The organism is Pseudomonas sp. MH10 (assembly GCF_034353045.1).
Lineage (GTDB): Bacteria > Pseudomonadota > Gammaproteobacteria > Pseudomonadales > Pseudomonadaceae > Aquipseudomonas.
Genome location: NZ_CP133783.1, coordinates 681,715 through 694,394, shown reverse-complemented (window position 1 = coordinate 694,394; position 12,680 = coordinate 681,715). Strand labels below are relative to the sequence as shown.

The following is a 12,680-nucleotide window of genomic DNA, read 5'->3' as shown; positions in this document are numbered from 1 at the left end:
AAAGCCTATATTTAGCTTTTGCGAGTGTGCAACGCGATTTCGCTTAAAGCAAATTCTTTGTGTTAAGGTCTGCCGCATGGCTATTAAAGAAGGTATTCGCACGGGCGGCCGCAGTGCCCGTATTCAGGAATCAATCCACGCGGCCATCCGCGACCTGTTGCTTGAGCATGAGCGCTCGATCCTCAGCGTGCCGATGATCGCTGCACGGGCTGGCGTCACACCGTCCACCATCTACCGGCGCTGGGGCGACCTGACGAGTTTGTTGGCGGATGCGGCAGTAGAACGTTTGCGCCCGGACGTGCCGGTCAATTGCGGCAACCTGCGCGATGACCTGCAAAGCTGGACCGAGCAATACCTGGATGACATGAATTCCCTCGCCGGCCGGGAAATGATGCGCGACGTCGTGGGAAGCGCCACCAGTTGCTCAAGCAAATGTGCGTCTATCGTTCGCGATCAACTGCAAATCATTGTCGATCGCGCCATCGCGCGGGGCGAGGCCTCGCCGCCTGCCGAAGAACTGGTGGATGCCATTGTCGCGCCGATGATCTACCGGATTCTTTACGCTGAAGCCGCGCCGAGCCTGGAACGAATGTTTCAGTTAATTGATATCTGCCTGGTCCGGCACCGCTGATGATGATGGGTGCCGATAAACGACCCCACACCCTCGAACGACTCCGCGCAGGCCAACTCGACGGCATCAAACGCCTCGATTTGTCCTGCGCACTGGTTGAGTTTCCAGCGGAAATCTTCGACCTTGCTGACTCGCTTGAAACGCTTAACCTGACCGGTAATGCACTCAGCAGCCTGCCAGCCGACCTCTATCGCTTGAAAAAACTACGGGTCTTGTTCTGTTCGCAGAATCAATTCACCGAGCTGCCGGCGTGTATTGGCCAATGCAGTCAGTTGCAAATTGTCGGGTTCAAGGCCAATCGGATTCAGCACGTTCCGGCCGAGGCACTGCCGCCGCTGCTGCGCTGGTTGATCCTTACCGACAATGGCGTGAAAAGCTTGCCCGAGGCATTGGGCGACTGCGCCCGCTTGCAAAAACTAATGTTGGCCGGCAACCAGCTGCGTTCATTACCAGCGTCCCTTGCTCGCTGTACGCAACTCGAACTGGTGCGTATTTCCGCCAATCATCTGACCTCACTCCCCGACTGGCTGTTGAAACTGCCCGCCCTGGCATGGCTGGCCTACGCGGGTAATCCGCTGCCCACCCATCACGCCGAGACGCCAATTCGGCAAGTTGTCTGGTCGCACCTGGACGTGCAGCATCAATTGGGCGAAGGCGCTTCCGGGGTTATCCAGCAGGCGCTGTGGCAAGCACCGGAACAAATCGAGACCTCGGTGGCGATCAAACTCTATAAAGGCAGCATCACAAGCGACGGCTCGCCGCTGAACGAGATGGCCGCCTGCATAGCGGCAGGGGCGCATCCGAACCTGATCACCGTCGAAGGGCAAATCGCCGACCACCCGCACGACCAGGTCGGTTTGGTCATGCAACTCATTGCCCCGCACTTCGGCAACCTCGCCGGACCGCCAAGCCTTGAGTCGTGTACTCGGGATATCTACCCTGCCAACACTGTGTTCTCTTTAGAAACCGCGTTACGCCTGGCACGCGGCATAGCCTCGGTCGCCGAGCACTTGCACGCCTGCCACCTGAGCCATGGCGACCTGTATGCCCACAACATCTTGTGGAACCAGGACGGAGAATGCCTGCTGGGCGACTTCGGTGCGGCGTCTTTCCATCCCACTGAACACACAGACCAACCGGCGCTGCTTGAGCGGATCGAAGTTCGGGCATTCGGGATCTTGCTCGGCGAACTGCTGGAGCGTTGCGGGGCGCAGGAGGCGGGATTGCTAACGCTGCAGCGTCAGTGCATTCAACCGGACGTGTCGGCACGGCCATCCTTTGTTGAAGTAAATCGAGTGTTGCAGACGTTTTGAACGCGCGACCTCTGTAGATCGGTGTAATTGCCCAACGAAAGCGCGGCTGTCGAAGACGCTGGGGCAGCGTCTCCACAGTCTCTTTTTATGCGTTGCCTGGAATCATCAATCCGGCTGAGCAGCCTACCCTGCCAACCCCACATAGACATTCTGCACATCGTCATGCCCATCAATCGCTTCCAGAAACGCCTCAACATCAGCCATTTCCTCATCACTTAAGCCATCAACCGTGCTTTTAGGCCGATAGCCCAGCTGCGCCGATTGCACGGTAAAACCAAACTCCGGCAGCGCTTTGCACACTGCGTCCAAGTCGGTCAACTCGGTCAAGAACAGCGTAGCGCCCTCTTCACCCGGTTCGAAATCCTGAGCACCGGCTTCGATAGCCGCCAACTCAGCGTCGGCATCGGGCGTAGCGGGCACGGCTTCGATCATCCCAAGATGGTTAAAGTCCCACGACACCGAACCTGCAGCGCCGAGTTGACCCTTGCGAAACAACACGCGAATTTCTGACACCGTGCGATTAATGTTGTCTGTCAGGCACTCGATGATCACCGGAACACGGTGTGGCGCAAAGCCTTCATAGGTCAGGCGCTCAAAGTGCACGCTTTCGCCTAACAGACCCGCCCCTTTCTTGATGGCGCGCTCCAGTGTTTCCTTGGGCATCGAGGCTTTCTTCGCTTGTTCGATGACCAACCGCAAGTGAGAATTCGTGTCTGGATCTGCACCATTGCGCGCGGCAATCATGATTTCCTTGGACAGCTTGCCAAAGATTCGACCCTTGGCGTTCGATGCCGCTTCTTTATGCTTGACCTTCCACTGTGCGCCCATGTTCTTCTCTTGATCGGTGGCTGATAACTGCCGCCGTAGCGGTCAGCAGGCAGCTGACGAAACGGTGGCAAAACGCTGAAATTGGCGGTCATTTTATACGCGATGACGTGAGATGAAACCCCCCGTTGGCCGCCGATGGCAAAACGGATCCTATCTGCAATCAAAATCCGCTTTAGCAACGGGGATACTTACCTTTGACTTGTAGTCCTTTTCCGAATAATCGCGCAGCTCTGACGTTCTGCATCGGCATTCCGTACCCTCTGCCGAGGTTTTTTAGAAGTAAGGAACGAGCCGTTGAGCCAAGACGAGGAAACATGGGTCACCTTGACCGTCGCCAACACCCCGCTGGAATTGCACATCACCCAATTCAGAGGCTATGAAGCACTAAACCGACCGTACCGGTTTGAAATTGATCTGATCAGTCAAACCCCGCATATGGACGTCAGACTGCTGAAATCGCGAGCCGCCTTTCTTTGTTTTGGTGACGTGAACACGGGTATTCATGGCCTGATTGGCAGCATCCTCCCGCTGTACGTTGGCGCAACCCTCAGCCATTTTCGTGTGACCCTTGAACCATGCGTGCAAGCGTTGCAGCAGCGCTATCATCGGCGGCTGTTTCACTGTTTGAGCGTCCCCCAAATCATTGCGCAGCTTCTCGAGGAGCACGGTATTGGCGTTGACCACAGTCGTTTCGAAATGCCAGTGGGGCTGTATCCACCACGGGCAAGCTGTGCCCAGTACGACGAAAATGATCTTCATCTGCTGCAGCGGCTCTGCGCAGAAGAAGGTATTTATTACCGTTTTGAGCATCGCCCCGACCGGCACGTGATTGTTTTTGGCGACGATCCGGCCAGCTTCCCCGAGTTACCGGCACCCACCCGCTACCGAAAAGGCGGCGACAGCGGTGCAAAGGGCCCCACCATCAGCCATATGGCCGAGACCCATGCGTTTAGCGCTCGCCCTAACCGCCACGGGGCTTTTGCCCAGGACTCGCCGCGAACCGCTACGCAGGACAGCGTTCTGATTCCTCGGCACGACCTGGCAGCCAATCAGTCTCGCGATGTCTCTCGCCGCAACGAACATCTGGATGCGACGCAGACCAGGCGCCGCCAGTTGAGCGAACGCACGTTAGAGCGCATGCGCTGCGAGCGGCGACACGTGCACGGTCTTAGTGATCAACCCATGCTGGGCAGCGGCCGAATACTGTGGGTGGTCGCTCATCCCGACGGCGCGTTCAACGACCATTGGTTGCTCACTGAGCTTCACCACGCGGGCAAACAGCCCCAGGTGTTGAAAGGGCTCGACCCGCTAGACAGTGTCGGGATCATTGAACAGGCGTCTTTTGACCATGATCAGTGGCCACGGACCTTGGACCTCGAGTCTGACTTCATGGATGGTCAAGGGATTGCAGCCTTTACTCGCGGCTATCGAAACCACTTTCGGGCTATCCCGTGGGTCATGGCCTATCGCCCGCCACTCACCCCTCATAGGCCAAGAATTGACGGAGATCACACCGCCATATTGATGGGCGCAGACGGCGATCCGGTAACACGTGACGAGCAAGGCCGTGTTCGGGCCACCTTATGCTGGCCACAAACTCAGGCAAATCACGATGCGTCTGTGTGGTTGCCATTGGCCCTCGCAATACCCACCGTCCAGAGACCGGCGGCCTTGCTGGCAGGCACCAAGGTGATGCTGAAACATTTCGACAGTGACCCGGATCGACCGGTCATTTTCAGCACGGTTAAAAACGACGCGACAGCGCTGCAGCGGCCACCGATAAGCATTGATGGTCAAATATTGAACCGCATGGCGCAACACATCCATTTAAGCGCCAGCCAGGCGTTACGCGTTGATGCGCAGTTACCTCTAACCCTGGCCAGTGCGCAAACCCGCATCGAGTTGTATGCCGACTGTATTCGACTGTCTAATCCGAAACGGGTGAATCGCAACGTCTGCGAGGAAGAACCCAGTCCATATGGGACGCTACGGCAATCAGGCCCACTCGATCTCTCGCCCACCCGGCCTGACTTCAGTGCGCTGCTGCACTGGGCGGGCCGGTCTCAACCCGACCCCGGATAATCAATGTCCTTTGAAGAGCGGCTCGCGTTTTTCGATGAACGCAGTCATGCCTTCTTTTTGATCGTCCGTCGCGAAGGCCGCATGGAACACCCGGCGTTCAAAACGGACGCCTTCGGAGAGGCTCACTTCAAAGGCACGGTTAACGCTTTCCTTGACCATCATCGCTACGGGCAGGGATTTCGCAGCGATTTCAGTGGCGACTTTTAACGCCTCTTCCAGCAGTTCATCCACAGGCACCACCCGCGACACCAGCCCGGAACGCTCAGCCTCAGTGGCGTCAATCAGGCGCCCGCTCAAGCACATTTCCATGGCCTTGGCTTTGCCCACCGCGCGGGTCAGGCGCTGGGTGCCGCCCATGCCAGGCAAGACACCCAACTTGATTTCCGGCTGGCCGAATTTGGCGTTATCTGCGGCGAGGATAAAATCGCACATCAGCGCCAGTTCACAGCCCCCGCCCAAGGCAAAACCCGACACAGCGGCGATCATCGGTTTGCGTCGGCTGGCGACGCGATCGCTGTCGGAAAACAAATCATCGAGGTAGATTTGCGGATATGTCAGCTCGGACATCTCCTTGATGTCGGCCCCGGCGGCGAACGCTTTTTTGGAACCGGTCAGGACGATACAACCGATGTCGCGGTTAGCGTCCAGCACGTCAAGCGCCTGGTTCAATTCACTGACCAACTGGGCGTTCAGGGCATTCAAGGCGTGTGGGCGGTTTAACGTAATCAAACCTACACGACCTCGAATTTCCATCAGAATCGTTTCATAACTCATTGATTTTTATCCATTATAAAATTCATTAAAAATCTGATCAGGTCATACATTCAACGTTAACTAAAGATTACAAGCGACTGATAAATATGATTAAAGACTTCTTGAAATCACTATTCGTTGAATATCGCTGGTGCCTTCATAAATCTGGCAGACCCGCACGTCGCGGTATATACGCGCCAAGGGAAAATCATTCAAATAACCGTAGCCACCCAAAGTCTGTAAAGCATTGGAACAGACTTTCTCGGCCATCTCTGACGCAAACAGTTTGGCCATAGACGCTTCTACCAACGCCGGCTTTCCACTGTCACGCAGCGCCGCCGCGTAGTGCACCATTTGCCGGGCAACCGCTATCGAGGTGGCCATGTCCGCCAGGCGAAAGGCTACAGCCTGATGTTCAGTCAGCGACTTGCCAAAGGCGGTCCGCTCCTTGGCGTAATCACGCGCTACTTCAAATGCAGCACGGGCCATGCCGATGGATTGAGCCGCTATACCGACGCGCCCTCCTTCGAGGTTGGCCAAGGCAATTTTGTAGCCTTCACCCTCGGCACCCAGGCGCTGATCAATCGGCACTTTGACGTTTTCAAACAGAATCTCGCAGGTGTCGGAGGCGTGCTGGCCCAGCTTCTCTTCCACCTTGGCGACGGTGTAACCCGCAGAGTCGGTCGGCACGATAAACGCGGTGATTCCACGCTTACCGGCGCTGGGGTCGGTTACGGCGAAGACGATCACCACGCCGGCATTTTTCCCGGACGTGATGAACTGCTTGCTGCCGTTCAGTACGTAATGATCACCTTCCAGCCGCGCCCGCGTGCGCAGGTTGCTGGCGTCGGAACCCGCCTGGGCCTCGGTCAAGGCGAAAGCCCCGAGCATCTCGCCACTGGCCAACGGCGTCAGAAACCGCTGCTTCTGTTTTTCGGTACCGAACCTGAGAATTGGCACACAGCCCACTGAGTTGTGCACGCTCATAATGGTCGAACAGGCGCCATCGCCCGCGGCGATCTCTTCCAGGGCCATGGCGTAAGCCAGGTAACCGGTGTCGCAGCCGCCCCATTGCTCAGGGACCAACATGCCAAAGAATCCGAGCTCGGCCATTTCACTGATGGCCTGGCGCGGAAAGGCATGATCGCGGTCCCACTGCGCAGAGAAGGGCCGGAGCCGCTCTTGAGCGAACTGCCGGGCTGCATCGCTAATCTGTTGCTGTTCTTCAGTGGGGAGCATGACCGTTTCCTTGTTTAACGCTTCAGTACAGGCATTCAACCGCGACCGCTGTGGCTTCGCCGCCGCCAATACACACAGCGGCTACGCCGCGTTTAAGACCCTTTTGGCGCAGTGCCGAGATCAGCGTGACCAAAATCCGCGCCCCTGAAGCGCCAATCGGGTGGCCCAACGCACAGGCGCCGCCATGAATATTCAGTTTGCCGTGAGGAATTTCCAGGGTGTTCATCGCGACCAATGCCACCACGGCGAACGCTTCGTTGACCTCAAACAGGTCCACGTCTGCCAGCGACCATTCAACTTTGTTCATCAATTTTTTGATCGCACCGATGGGCGCGGTCGGAAACAAACCCGGCTCATCGGCAAAAGCCGCGTGGCCGTGAATCATTGCCAGAGGCTGCAGCCCACGGTGTTCGGCTTCGGAGCGGCGCATCAACACCAATGCGGCGGCACCATCGGAAATGGAGCTGGAATTGGCAGCGGTCACCGTCCCACCGTCGCGAAACGCCGGTTTCAGGGTCGGAATTTTCTCCAGGCGGGCCTTGGGCGGCTGTTCGTCATCGCTGATCAACCGCTGCTCCTTACCAACGGTGACCTGCACCGGAACAATTTCAGCGGCGAAACTTCCGTTGCTGATGGCCTGTTGCGCACGCAACAGGGACTCCACGGCAAACGCATCTTGCGCCTCGCGGCTGAGACCATTGCGCTCAGCGCAGTCTTCGGCGTAGGTACCCATCAAGCGGCCCTTGTCGTAGGCATCTTCCAGACCGTCGAAGAACATATGGTCAAGCACACGGCCATGGCCCATCCGATAGCCGCTGCGGGCCCGATCAAGCAGATACGGCGCGTTGGACATGCTTTCCATACCACCTGACACCACCACCTTGGCGCTGCCAGCCAACAACGAGTCATGGGCCAGAATGGTGGCCTGCATGCCCGACCCACACATTTTGTTGAGCGTGGTGCAGACCGTCGAATGGCTCAAACCCGCACCCAATGCTGCTTGCCGAGCGGGCGCTTGACCTAAACCAGCCGACAGCACGCAACCGAATAACACTTCGTCGACATCCTGGGGCGCAATGCCTGCACGCTCGACGGCCGCATGAATTGCCGCTGCGCCCAGTTGCGGCGCGGTCAGGCTGGCCAGCGCCCCTTGGAACCCGCCCATGGGTGTACGGGCTGCGCTAACGATGACAATGGGATCTTGAATAGACATTTATGGACTCCTGGTTATGGGTCAGTTACTTGGCGGCCATACGCAAGGCGCCGTCGAGGCGGATGACCTCGCCATTGAGCATGCTGTTTTCGATGATATGCCTGACCAGCGCCGCGTATTCTTGCGGCTTGCCTAGGCGTGGCGGGAACGGCACTCCGGCCGCTAGCGATTCACGCACCTGCTCGGTCATGCCGGCCATCATCGGTGTTTCAAAAATGCCGGGGGCGATGGTCATCACCCGAATACCAAACCGCGCCAGCTCACGCGCTGCGGGCAAGGTCATGCTGACGATAGCGCCTTTGGAGGCTGCATAAGCGGCTTGGCCGATTTGGCCATCGTAGGCCGCCACAGACGCGGTATTAATGATCACGCCTCGTTCGCCCCCCTCATCGGCCTCCGTTTCGGCGATGGCGGCTGCGGCTAATCGCAGCAGGTTAAAGCTGCCGATCAGGTTGATAGTGATCACCCGGCTGAAGCTGTCCAATGCGTGCGGACCGGTTTTACCGAGGATTTTTTCGGCACCCACCACGCCGGCGCAATTCACCAAGCCATGGAGCCCACCGAATGCGGTCACGGCGGCCTCAACGGCAGCCTGCGCCGCCGATTCCTGGCTGACATCGGCTACCGCATAGCGCGCTTGCGCACCCAAGTTTTGCGCCTGAGCGGCGACTGCGGCTTCGTTTATATCCACCAGCATGACCTTGGCGCCCGCGGCCACCAGCATCTGCGCGGTGGCCGCCCCCAATCCTGAAGCGCCGCCACTCACTAGAAAAACCTTGCCTTCGATCTGCATGAACGTGCCTTCGCTTTTTTGGAATAGCGAAATAGTCGACGTACGGGCAAGCGCGGGCAATGGTCAAAGCGCTCAAGTTGGCTGACTGGTTTGGCCAATGGTCTGCAGAAGCCAGCGTGTTGGCGAGGCGGTGGTTCAGGCTTACGGGCCTCTCGCCACAGTTGGCTCTACAGATTTGTGCATCGCCCGAACCGGTGAGAGCAGGCTCGACTGCGAAGAGGCCCGTCATCGCGCCGCCGATGACGATCTGAACCTGCTGCGCTTGCAATGACGCTTTCGTTGGCAAGCCACCCACAGGGATTAGGGTCTGTGCATCGCCAGTATCTGTGGGACCGAATTCATTCGGGAAAGCGCCGGTCCTGACGCATGCAGCCTCAAACCCCCACGATCAAGCTCCGGTAATGCCCGGGATTGGAGCCGGACCATTTGCGGAAGGCTTTATAGAACGAACTGGTGTCGGCAAACCCCAATCTCGCGGCGATGTCAGCGAAGCTGACGTCAGGATCGGCCAGCCAGACAATCGCCAATTCCTTGCGCACGCTGTCTTTGATGGCTTGGTAGGTCTGGCCTTCTTCCGCCAAGCGCCGGCGCAGGGTTGACGCTGACATGTGCCAGGCCTGGGCCAAGGTCTCGGTCTCCGGCCAGTATTCCGCGGGCTGCGTGCGCAGTTCGTTTTTGATCCGCTGGGCGACGCTTTCCGGGTCGCGGTACTTCACCAGAATATTGCCCGGCGCCCGGGCCAGGAATTGAGTCAACTCCTCGGCGCTGCGCTTGATCGGCAGGTCGAGGCAGTCTGCCGCGAAGATCATTCGAGTACGCGGTCGGTCGAAACGCAGGTTGTCGGAAAACATCACCGCGTAGTCTTCGTAAAAGTCGGGCTTAGCGCAGCGCAACTCGATGGCCAGAATCGGAATCCGTCGCCCCGCGAGCCAACACGCCACCCCGTGAACAATCATCCAATAGGCGAAGTAGGTGAACGCCCGTTGCGGGGGTTGGTCGCGCTCTTCTAGAACGATTTCAGCCAAGGTCTGCTGTCGGAACAGGCTCGCCTGAAAGCCCTCCAGCATCAGCGACAAAAAACTCAAGCCCGACTCAAGCCCTGCCGACACGGTCAACTGGGCCATGGACGAGCGGCACAGAAACGCCAGGCTGCCCGACTTTAGCCGCCGGGGGTCCATGCCGAAAAACTCATCGTCCAGACGGCGCGCGAGCAAACGCCACAACCGTGCGTAAGCGCTGGCCGTTACCCGCGCATCCGGCTGCGCAAAGGATTCCGGCGCAATACCCACCTTGTTCAACACCTCATCGGTGGCCGCGCCGGGTGTGCAACACTGCAACAACGCCTCGCGCACCAGTTGCATGGAGATGGTGTCTTTTTCCGACATGAATGAGGGCTGCCCTGCTGGCCATTTAGGTGTGTTTAGGCGTCGCTGGTCATCTTAGGGCGCAAATAGTAAAAAGCCAGTCCCTGCGTTGGAAGCGAACCTATAGTCCCCCGAGGGGTCGCACAGTGGAGCCGCTAAGCGTTCACTTTGCTCAAGGAGACATCGATGCCGCTACGCCCACTTCGCGCCCTACTGGCTTCATTACTGATCATTGCACTTAGCGCCTGCGCGTTATTGCCCAACCGTGACCCACTGAACATCAACGTGGTCGGTATTGAGCCGCTGCAAGGCCAAGGCCTGGAAGTGCGCTTTGCGGTCAAGCTGCGGCTGCAAAACCCCAATGAGACGGCCATCGATTATTCCGGGGTTGCCCTCGACCTTGATGTGAACGGCAAGCTCTTGGCGTCTGGCGTCAGCGATCAACGCGGCACTATCGGACGTTTCTCCGAAGCCGTGCTGGTGGTGCCGGTGACGGTTTCCGCGTTCGCCGCCCTGCGCCAAGCAGTCGGACTGAGCCAAAGCGAAGGGATCGACAATTTACCCTACGTGCTGCATGGCAAGCTGGCGGGCGGTTTGTTTGGGACGATGCGTTTCAGTGACAGCGGCACCCTCAGCCTGCCCCGCGCCGACGGCAGTTGGTGAGTCTATTTGGTCGCGGCGACTAAACGGTTCACTTCACTGCGCACCATGTTGGCGTATTCCGGTGGGGACATAAGGTCGAGCTCGGAACGGACCCACTCGGACCATTTGCCCTTGCGCTTGGAGCGTTCGCCCATCAGCCTTGCGGCATCGCTCTTGGCTTTGCCCAAGTTGCTCTGCCAAAGGTCGAACAATCTGGATTTTTCATCTTCAAGCGCCGCGCGCTCGGTGATAGGCCGGTTGGCAAGGTTAAAGCTCATACGAATCACCTGTGACTGAAAACGGCTGCATCTTACACTGCCGAGTGAAGTTTCCGAGGCGACATTGTTTGCCGAGTTGAGGGACGAAAGCAAAAAACACTGCAACTTTTCCGCTCACCGGGGCTCCATTGCTCACTGTCGTAATCAACTGGAAGGATGAAATCATGGCGCGCAAAACTGATGCTCAAAACACCGCCGAGCAAATCAAGGATCAAGCATTCAGTGAGTTACAGGCGCTGATCGAGGAATCAGACAAGTTGCTCAAGGACAGCGCCGCGCTGGTCGGTGAGGACGCTGCCACCCTGCGTGAGCAGTTGAGCCAAAAGCTCAAACAAGCGCTGGATTCGGTGTCCAGTGTGCGTGAAAGGACCAAGCCGGCTGTCGACGCCACCGAAACCTACATCGGTGGTCATCCGTGGCAGACCGTTGCGGTATCTGCCGGGTTTGGCTTGGTGATTGGCCTGCTGCTTGGGCGTCGCTCTTAAGTCGTTCGCTGGGGCGGTGTGTCTGACACACCGCTTCGCTAGACCGACGATTCAGGCTGTATGCGCACTGACTCAGACAGGATGCTGAGGCACCAATGTTTGCAGCTGACGCGCAAAATAATCGGCGGTGAATTGATGAGTCGCCGATTCTTTTACCCCGATGCGTCGGGTCATCTGCCACTCGCTGCCGTCGGCATCCAAGGTCAATGACACTTGCTCCTGCGCGTGCACGCTCAGGCCAGTGGCGGCAATCGAAATCAAGCCTTTAGGGCCCATTGCATCGGGCACGAACACAACCTGCCGTCCAGCAAATGACAAGGTCAAACGCTGAGTACGAAACGGTGAGTTCTCGTCTGGATAGCCCTTGCTTTGCGCCTGGTGCGGCTCGTATTCAAACTCCATCTGGCCAGTGCTTTTAAGCGGTGCCATCCAGCTTTCGATCTGCTGGTACAGGCCTGAAATACCGGATTCCCAGCGCGCAAGGTCAGTGTGGAACTGCTGGTGTTTATGCTCTTCGTTGCGTTGATTGGCGCTCAGTAACTCGCCTAACCGTTGTACTTCGTCCATAAATTGCTCCCGCAGTCGCTTGCTTGATAAGGCGCAGGTGTTAACACACCCGTGTTTGAGTGTCGCGTTGCAACTGAATGTGGAGAATCGTATCGAACGCGAGCCGATTACTGGCTACAGCATGTGGTCGACGATAGACGACTCATAACTCATCTTCAGCGCCAATTGCGCGCGTTTTTCTTCAGCGGCGGCCCTGGAGTTGAATGGGCCGAGCAATACGCGCTCCTTCCCGTCACGAACGGCGACAAAAGACGGAAAACCGTGCTCGACGAGCCTGTCGGTCAAGTCACTGACGGCCTTGGGGTCTTCGACCAAAACGTCCCACTGAGGTACTGAAACCTGAGCCACGGCTGGCGCCTGCACTTTCGCAGGCTTATCCGCTGCCCCCTCGCCACACCCAGCCAACATCAAAACAGCTACCGCCATGAGCAATCCGCGCACGATTCTTCCCTCCCGTGTGAAGTGTCGGGAGTTTATCACTCCCACGCTTCC

Annotated in this window: 15 protein-coding genes; 6 read left to right on the top strand and 9 right to left on the bottom strand. The window is 57.9% G+C overall.

Annotation, left to right across the window (positions count from 1 at the left end):
* The first annotated feature begins 76 nt into the window (after positions 1-76).
* Both RHM59_RS03225 and RHM59_RS03220 read left to right on the top strand, forming a co-directional pair.
* Positions 77-631: a TetR/AcrR family transcriptional regulator gene (locus RHM59_RS03225; protein ID WP_322164655.1), complete on the top strand. Its 555-nt coding sequence runs from the start codon at positions 77-79 to the stop codon at positions 629-631.
* The gene (locus RHM59_RS03220) at positions 631-1,944 is read left to right on the top strand and encodes a leucine-rich repeat-containing protein kinase family protein (protein WP_322164656.1); all 1,314 of its coding nucleotides are present in this window, start codon (positions 631-633) and stop codon (positions 1,942-1,944) included. Before RHM59_RS03225 ends, RHM59_RS03220 begins: the two co-directional genes overlap by 1 nt.
* A gap of 123 nt (positions 1,945-2,067) precedes the next feature.
* Here RHM59_RS03220 and RHM59_RS03215 read toward each other — a convergent pair whose 3' ends face one another.
* Positions 2,068-2,772 (bottom strand): YebC/PmpR family DNA-binding transcriptional regulator, encoded by a 705-nt coding sequence (locus RHM59_RS03215; protein WP_322164657.1) that lies wholly within the window; start codon positions 2,770-2,772, stop codon positions 2,068-2,070.
* Positions 2,773-3,066: 294 nt separating this feature from the next.
* Here RHM59_RS03215 and tssI point away from each other — a divergent pair, with 294 nt between their 5' ends.
* Positions 3,067-4,854, top strand: a complete 1,788-nt coding sequence (gene tssI / locus RHM59_RS03210; RefSeq protein WP_322285944.1) for a type VI secretion system tip protein TssI/VgrG — start codon at positions 3,067-3,069, stop codon at positions 4,852-4,854.
* Here tssI and RHM59_RS03205 read toward each other — a convergent pair whose 3' ends face one another.
* From RHM59_RS03205 to RHM59_RS03190, 4 genes are all read right to left on the bottom strand, one after another.
* On the bottom strand, positions 4,855-5,628 hold the full coding sequence (locus RHM59_RS03205; RefSeq protein WP_322164659.1) for an enoyl-CoA hydratase: 774 nt from the start codon (positions 5,626-5,628) through the stop codon (positions 4,855-4,857).
* A 90-nt stretch (positions 5,629-5,718) separates the two neighbouring features.
* A complete protein-coding gene (locus RHM59_RS03200) occupies positions 5,719-6,846 on the bottom strand; it encodes an acyl-CoA dehydrogenase (RefSeq protein WP_322285943.1) in 1,128 nt (375 codons plus the stop codon).
* Between the two features lie 22 nt (positions 6,847-6,868).
* The gene (locus tag RHM59_RS03195; protein WP_322285942.1) at positions 6,869-8,059 is read right to left on the bottom strand and encodes an acetyl-CoA C-acyltransferase; all 1,191 of its coding nucleotides are present in this window, start codon (positions 8,057-8,059) and stop codon (positions 6,869-6,871) included.
* Between the two features lie 25 nt (positions 8,060-8,084).
* Positions 8,085-8,852, bottom strand: coding sequence for an SDR family NAD(P)-dependent oxidoreductase (locus tag RHM59_RS03190; RefSeq protein WP_322164663.1), 768 nt, complete (start codon positions 8,850-8,852; stop codon positions 8,085-8,087).
* A gap of 97 nt (positions 8,853-8,949) precedes the next feature.
* On the opposite strand from RHM59_RS03190, the gene RHM59_RS03185 reads away from it, so the two are divergent.
* Positions 8,950-9,123 carry a hypothetical protein gene (locus tag RHM59_RS03185; protein WP_322164665.1) on the top strand — a complete coding sequence of 58 codons (174 nt, stop codon included), beginning with the start codon at positions 8,950-8,952 and terminating at the stop codon, positions 9,121-9,123.
* Between the two features lie 103 nt (positions 9,124-9,226).
* Here the strand turns inward: RHM59_RS03185 and RHM59_RS03180 are convergent, their stop codons facing one another.
* Entirely contained in the window at positions 9,227-10,237 is a 1,011-nt protein-coding gene (locus tag RHM59_RS03180; RefSeq protein WP_322164667.1) for an AraC family transcriptional regulator, read from the bottom strand.
* Positions 10,238-10,402: 165 nt separating this feature from the next.
* On the opposite strand from RHM59_RS03180, the gene RHM59_RS03175 reads away from it, so the two are divergent.
* Positions 10,403-10,879 (top strand): LEA type 2 family protein, encoded by a 477-nt coding sequence (locus tag RHM59_RS03175; protein ID WP_322164668.1) that lies wholly within the window; start codon positions 10,403-10,405, stop codon positions 10,877-10,879.
* Positions 10,880-10,881: 2 nt separating this feature from the next.
* On the opposite strand, the gene RHM59_RS03170 is transcribed toward RHM59_RS03175, so the two are convergent.
* Positions 10,882-11,136: a hypothetical protein gene (locus tag RHM59_RS03170; protein ID WP_322164670.1), complete on the bottom strand. Its 255-nt coding sequence runs from the start codon at positions 11,134-11,136 to the stop codon at positions 10,882-10,884.
* 164 nt (positions 11,137-11,300) lie between these two features.
* Between RHM59_RS03170 and RHM59_RS03165 the strand changes: the two genes are divergently transcribed.
* On the top strand, positions 11,301-11,621 hold the full coding sequence (locus tag RHM59_RS03165; protein WP_322164672.1) for a DUF883 family protein: 321 nt from the start codon (positions 11,301-11,303) through the stop codon (positions 11,619-11,621).
* 72 nt (positions 11,622-11,693) lie between these two features.
* Here the strand turns inward: RHM59_RS03165 and RHM59_RS03160 are convergent, their stop codons facing one another.
* Both RHM59_RS03160 and RHM59_RS03155 read right to left on the bottom strand, forming a co-directional pair.
* The gene (locus tag RHM59_RS03160; protein WP_322164673.1) at positions 11,694-12,188 is read right to left on the bottom strand and encodes a hypothetical protein; all 495 of its coding nucleotides are present in this window, start codon (positions 12,186-12,188) and stop codon (positions 11,694-11,696) included.
* A 114-nt stretch (positions 12,189-12,302) separates the two neighbouring features.
* Positions 12,303-12,614, bottom strand: a complete 312-nt coding sequence (locus RHM59_RS03155; RefSeq protein WP_322285941.1) for an SPOR domain-containing protein — start codon at positions 12,612-12,614, stop codon at positions 12,303-12,305.
* Between the last annotated feature and the right edge of the window lie 66 nt (positions 12,615-12,680).

What these genes read in the sequence shown, in the direction of transcription:
- RHM59_RS03225 (WP_322164655.1), top strand. Translation starts at nt 77, where the DNA reads ATGGCTATTAAAGAAGGTATTCGCACGGGCGGCCGCAGTGCCCGTATT.
- RHM59_RS03220 (WP_322164656.1), top strand. Translation starts at nt 631, where the DNA reads ATGATGATGGGTGCCGATAAACGACCCCACACCCTCGAACGACTCCGC.
- RHM59_RS03215 (WP_322164657.1), bottom strand. Translation starts at nt 2,772, where the DNA reads ATGGGCGCACAGTGGAAGGTCAAGCATAAAGAAGCGGCATCGAACGCC.
- RHM59_RS03205 (WP_322164659.1), bottom strand. Translation starts at nt 5,628, where the DNA reads ATGAGTTATGAAACGATTCTGATGGAAATTCGAGGTCGTGTAGGTTTG.
- RHM59_RS03200 (WP_322285943.1), bottom strand. Translation starts at nt 6,846, where the DNA reads ATGCTCCCCACTGAAGAACAGCAACAGATTAGCGATGCAGCCCGGCAG.
- RHM59_RS03195 (WP_322285942.1), bottom strand. Translation starts at nt 8,059, where the DNA reads ATGTCTATTCAAGATCCCATTGTCATCGTTAGCGCAGCCCGTACACCC.
- RHM59_RS03190 (WP_322164663.1), bottom strand. Translation starts at nt 8,852, where the DNA reads ATGCAGATCGAAGGCAAGGTTTTTCTAGTGAGTGGCGGCGCTTCAGGA.
- RHM59_RS03185 (WP_322164665.1), top strand. Translation starts at nt 8,950, where the DNA reads ATGGTCTGCAGAAGCCAGCGTGTTGGCGAGGCGGTGGTTCAGGCTTAC.
- RHM59_RS03180 (WP_322164667.1), bottom strand. Translation starts at nt 10,237, where the DNA reads ATGTCGGAAAAAGACACCATCTCCATGCAACTGGTGCGCGAGGCGTTG.
- RHM59_RS03175 (WP_322164668.1), top strand. Translation starts at nt 10,403, where the DNA reads ATGCCGCTACGCCCACTTCGCGCCCTACTGGCTTCATTACTGATCATT.
- RHM59_RS03170 (WP_322164670.1), bottom strand. Translation starts at nt 11,136, where the DNA reads ATGAGCTTTAACCTTGCCAACCGGCCTATCACCGAGCGCGCGGCGCTT.
- RHM59_RS03165 (WP_322164672.1), top strand. Translation starts at nt 11,301, where the DNA reads ATGGCGCGCAAAACTGATGCTCAAAACACCGCCGAGCAAATCAAGGAT.
- RHM59_RS03160 (WP_322164673.1), bottom strand. Translation starts at nt 12,188, where the DNA reads ATGGACGAAGTACAACGGTTAGGCGAGTTACTGAGCGCCAATCAACGC.
- RHM59_RS03155 (WP_322285941.1), bottom strand. Translation starts at nt 12,614, where the DNA reads ATGGCGGTAGCTGTTTTGATGTTGGCTGGGTGTGGCGAGGGGGCAGCG.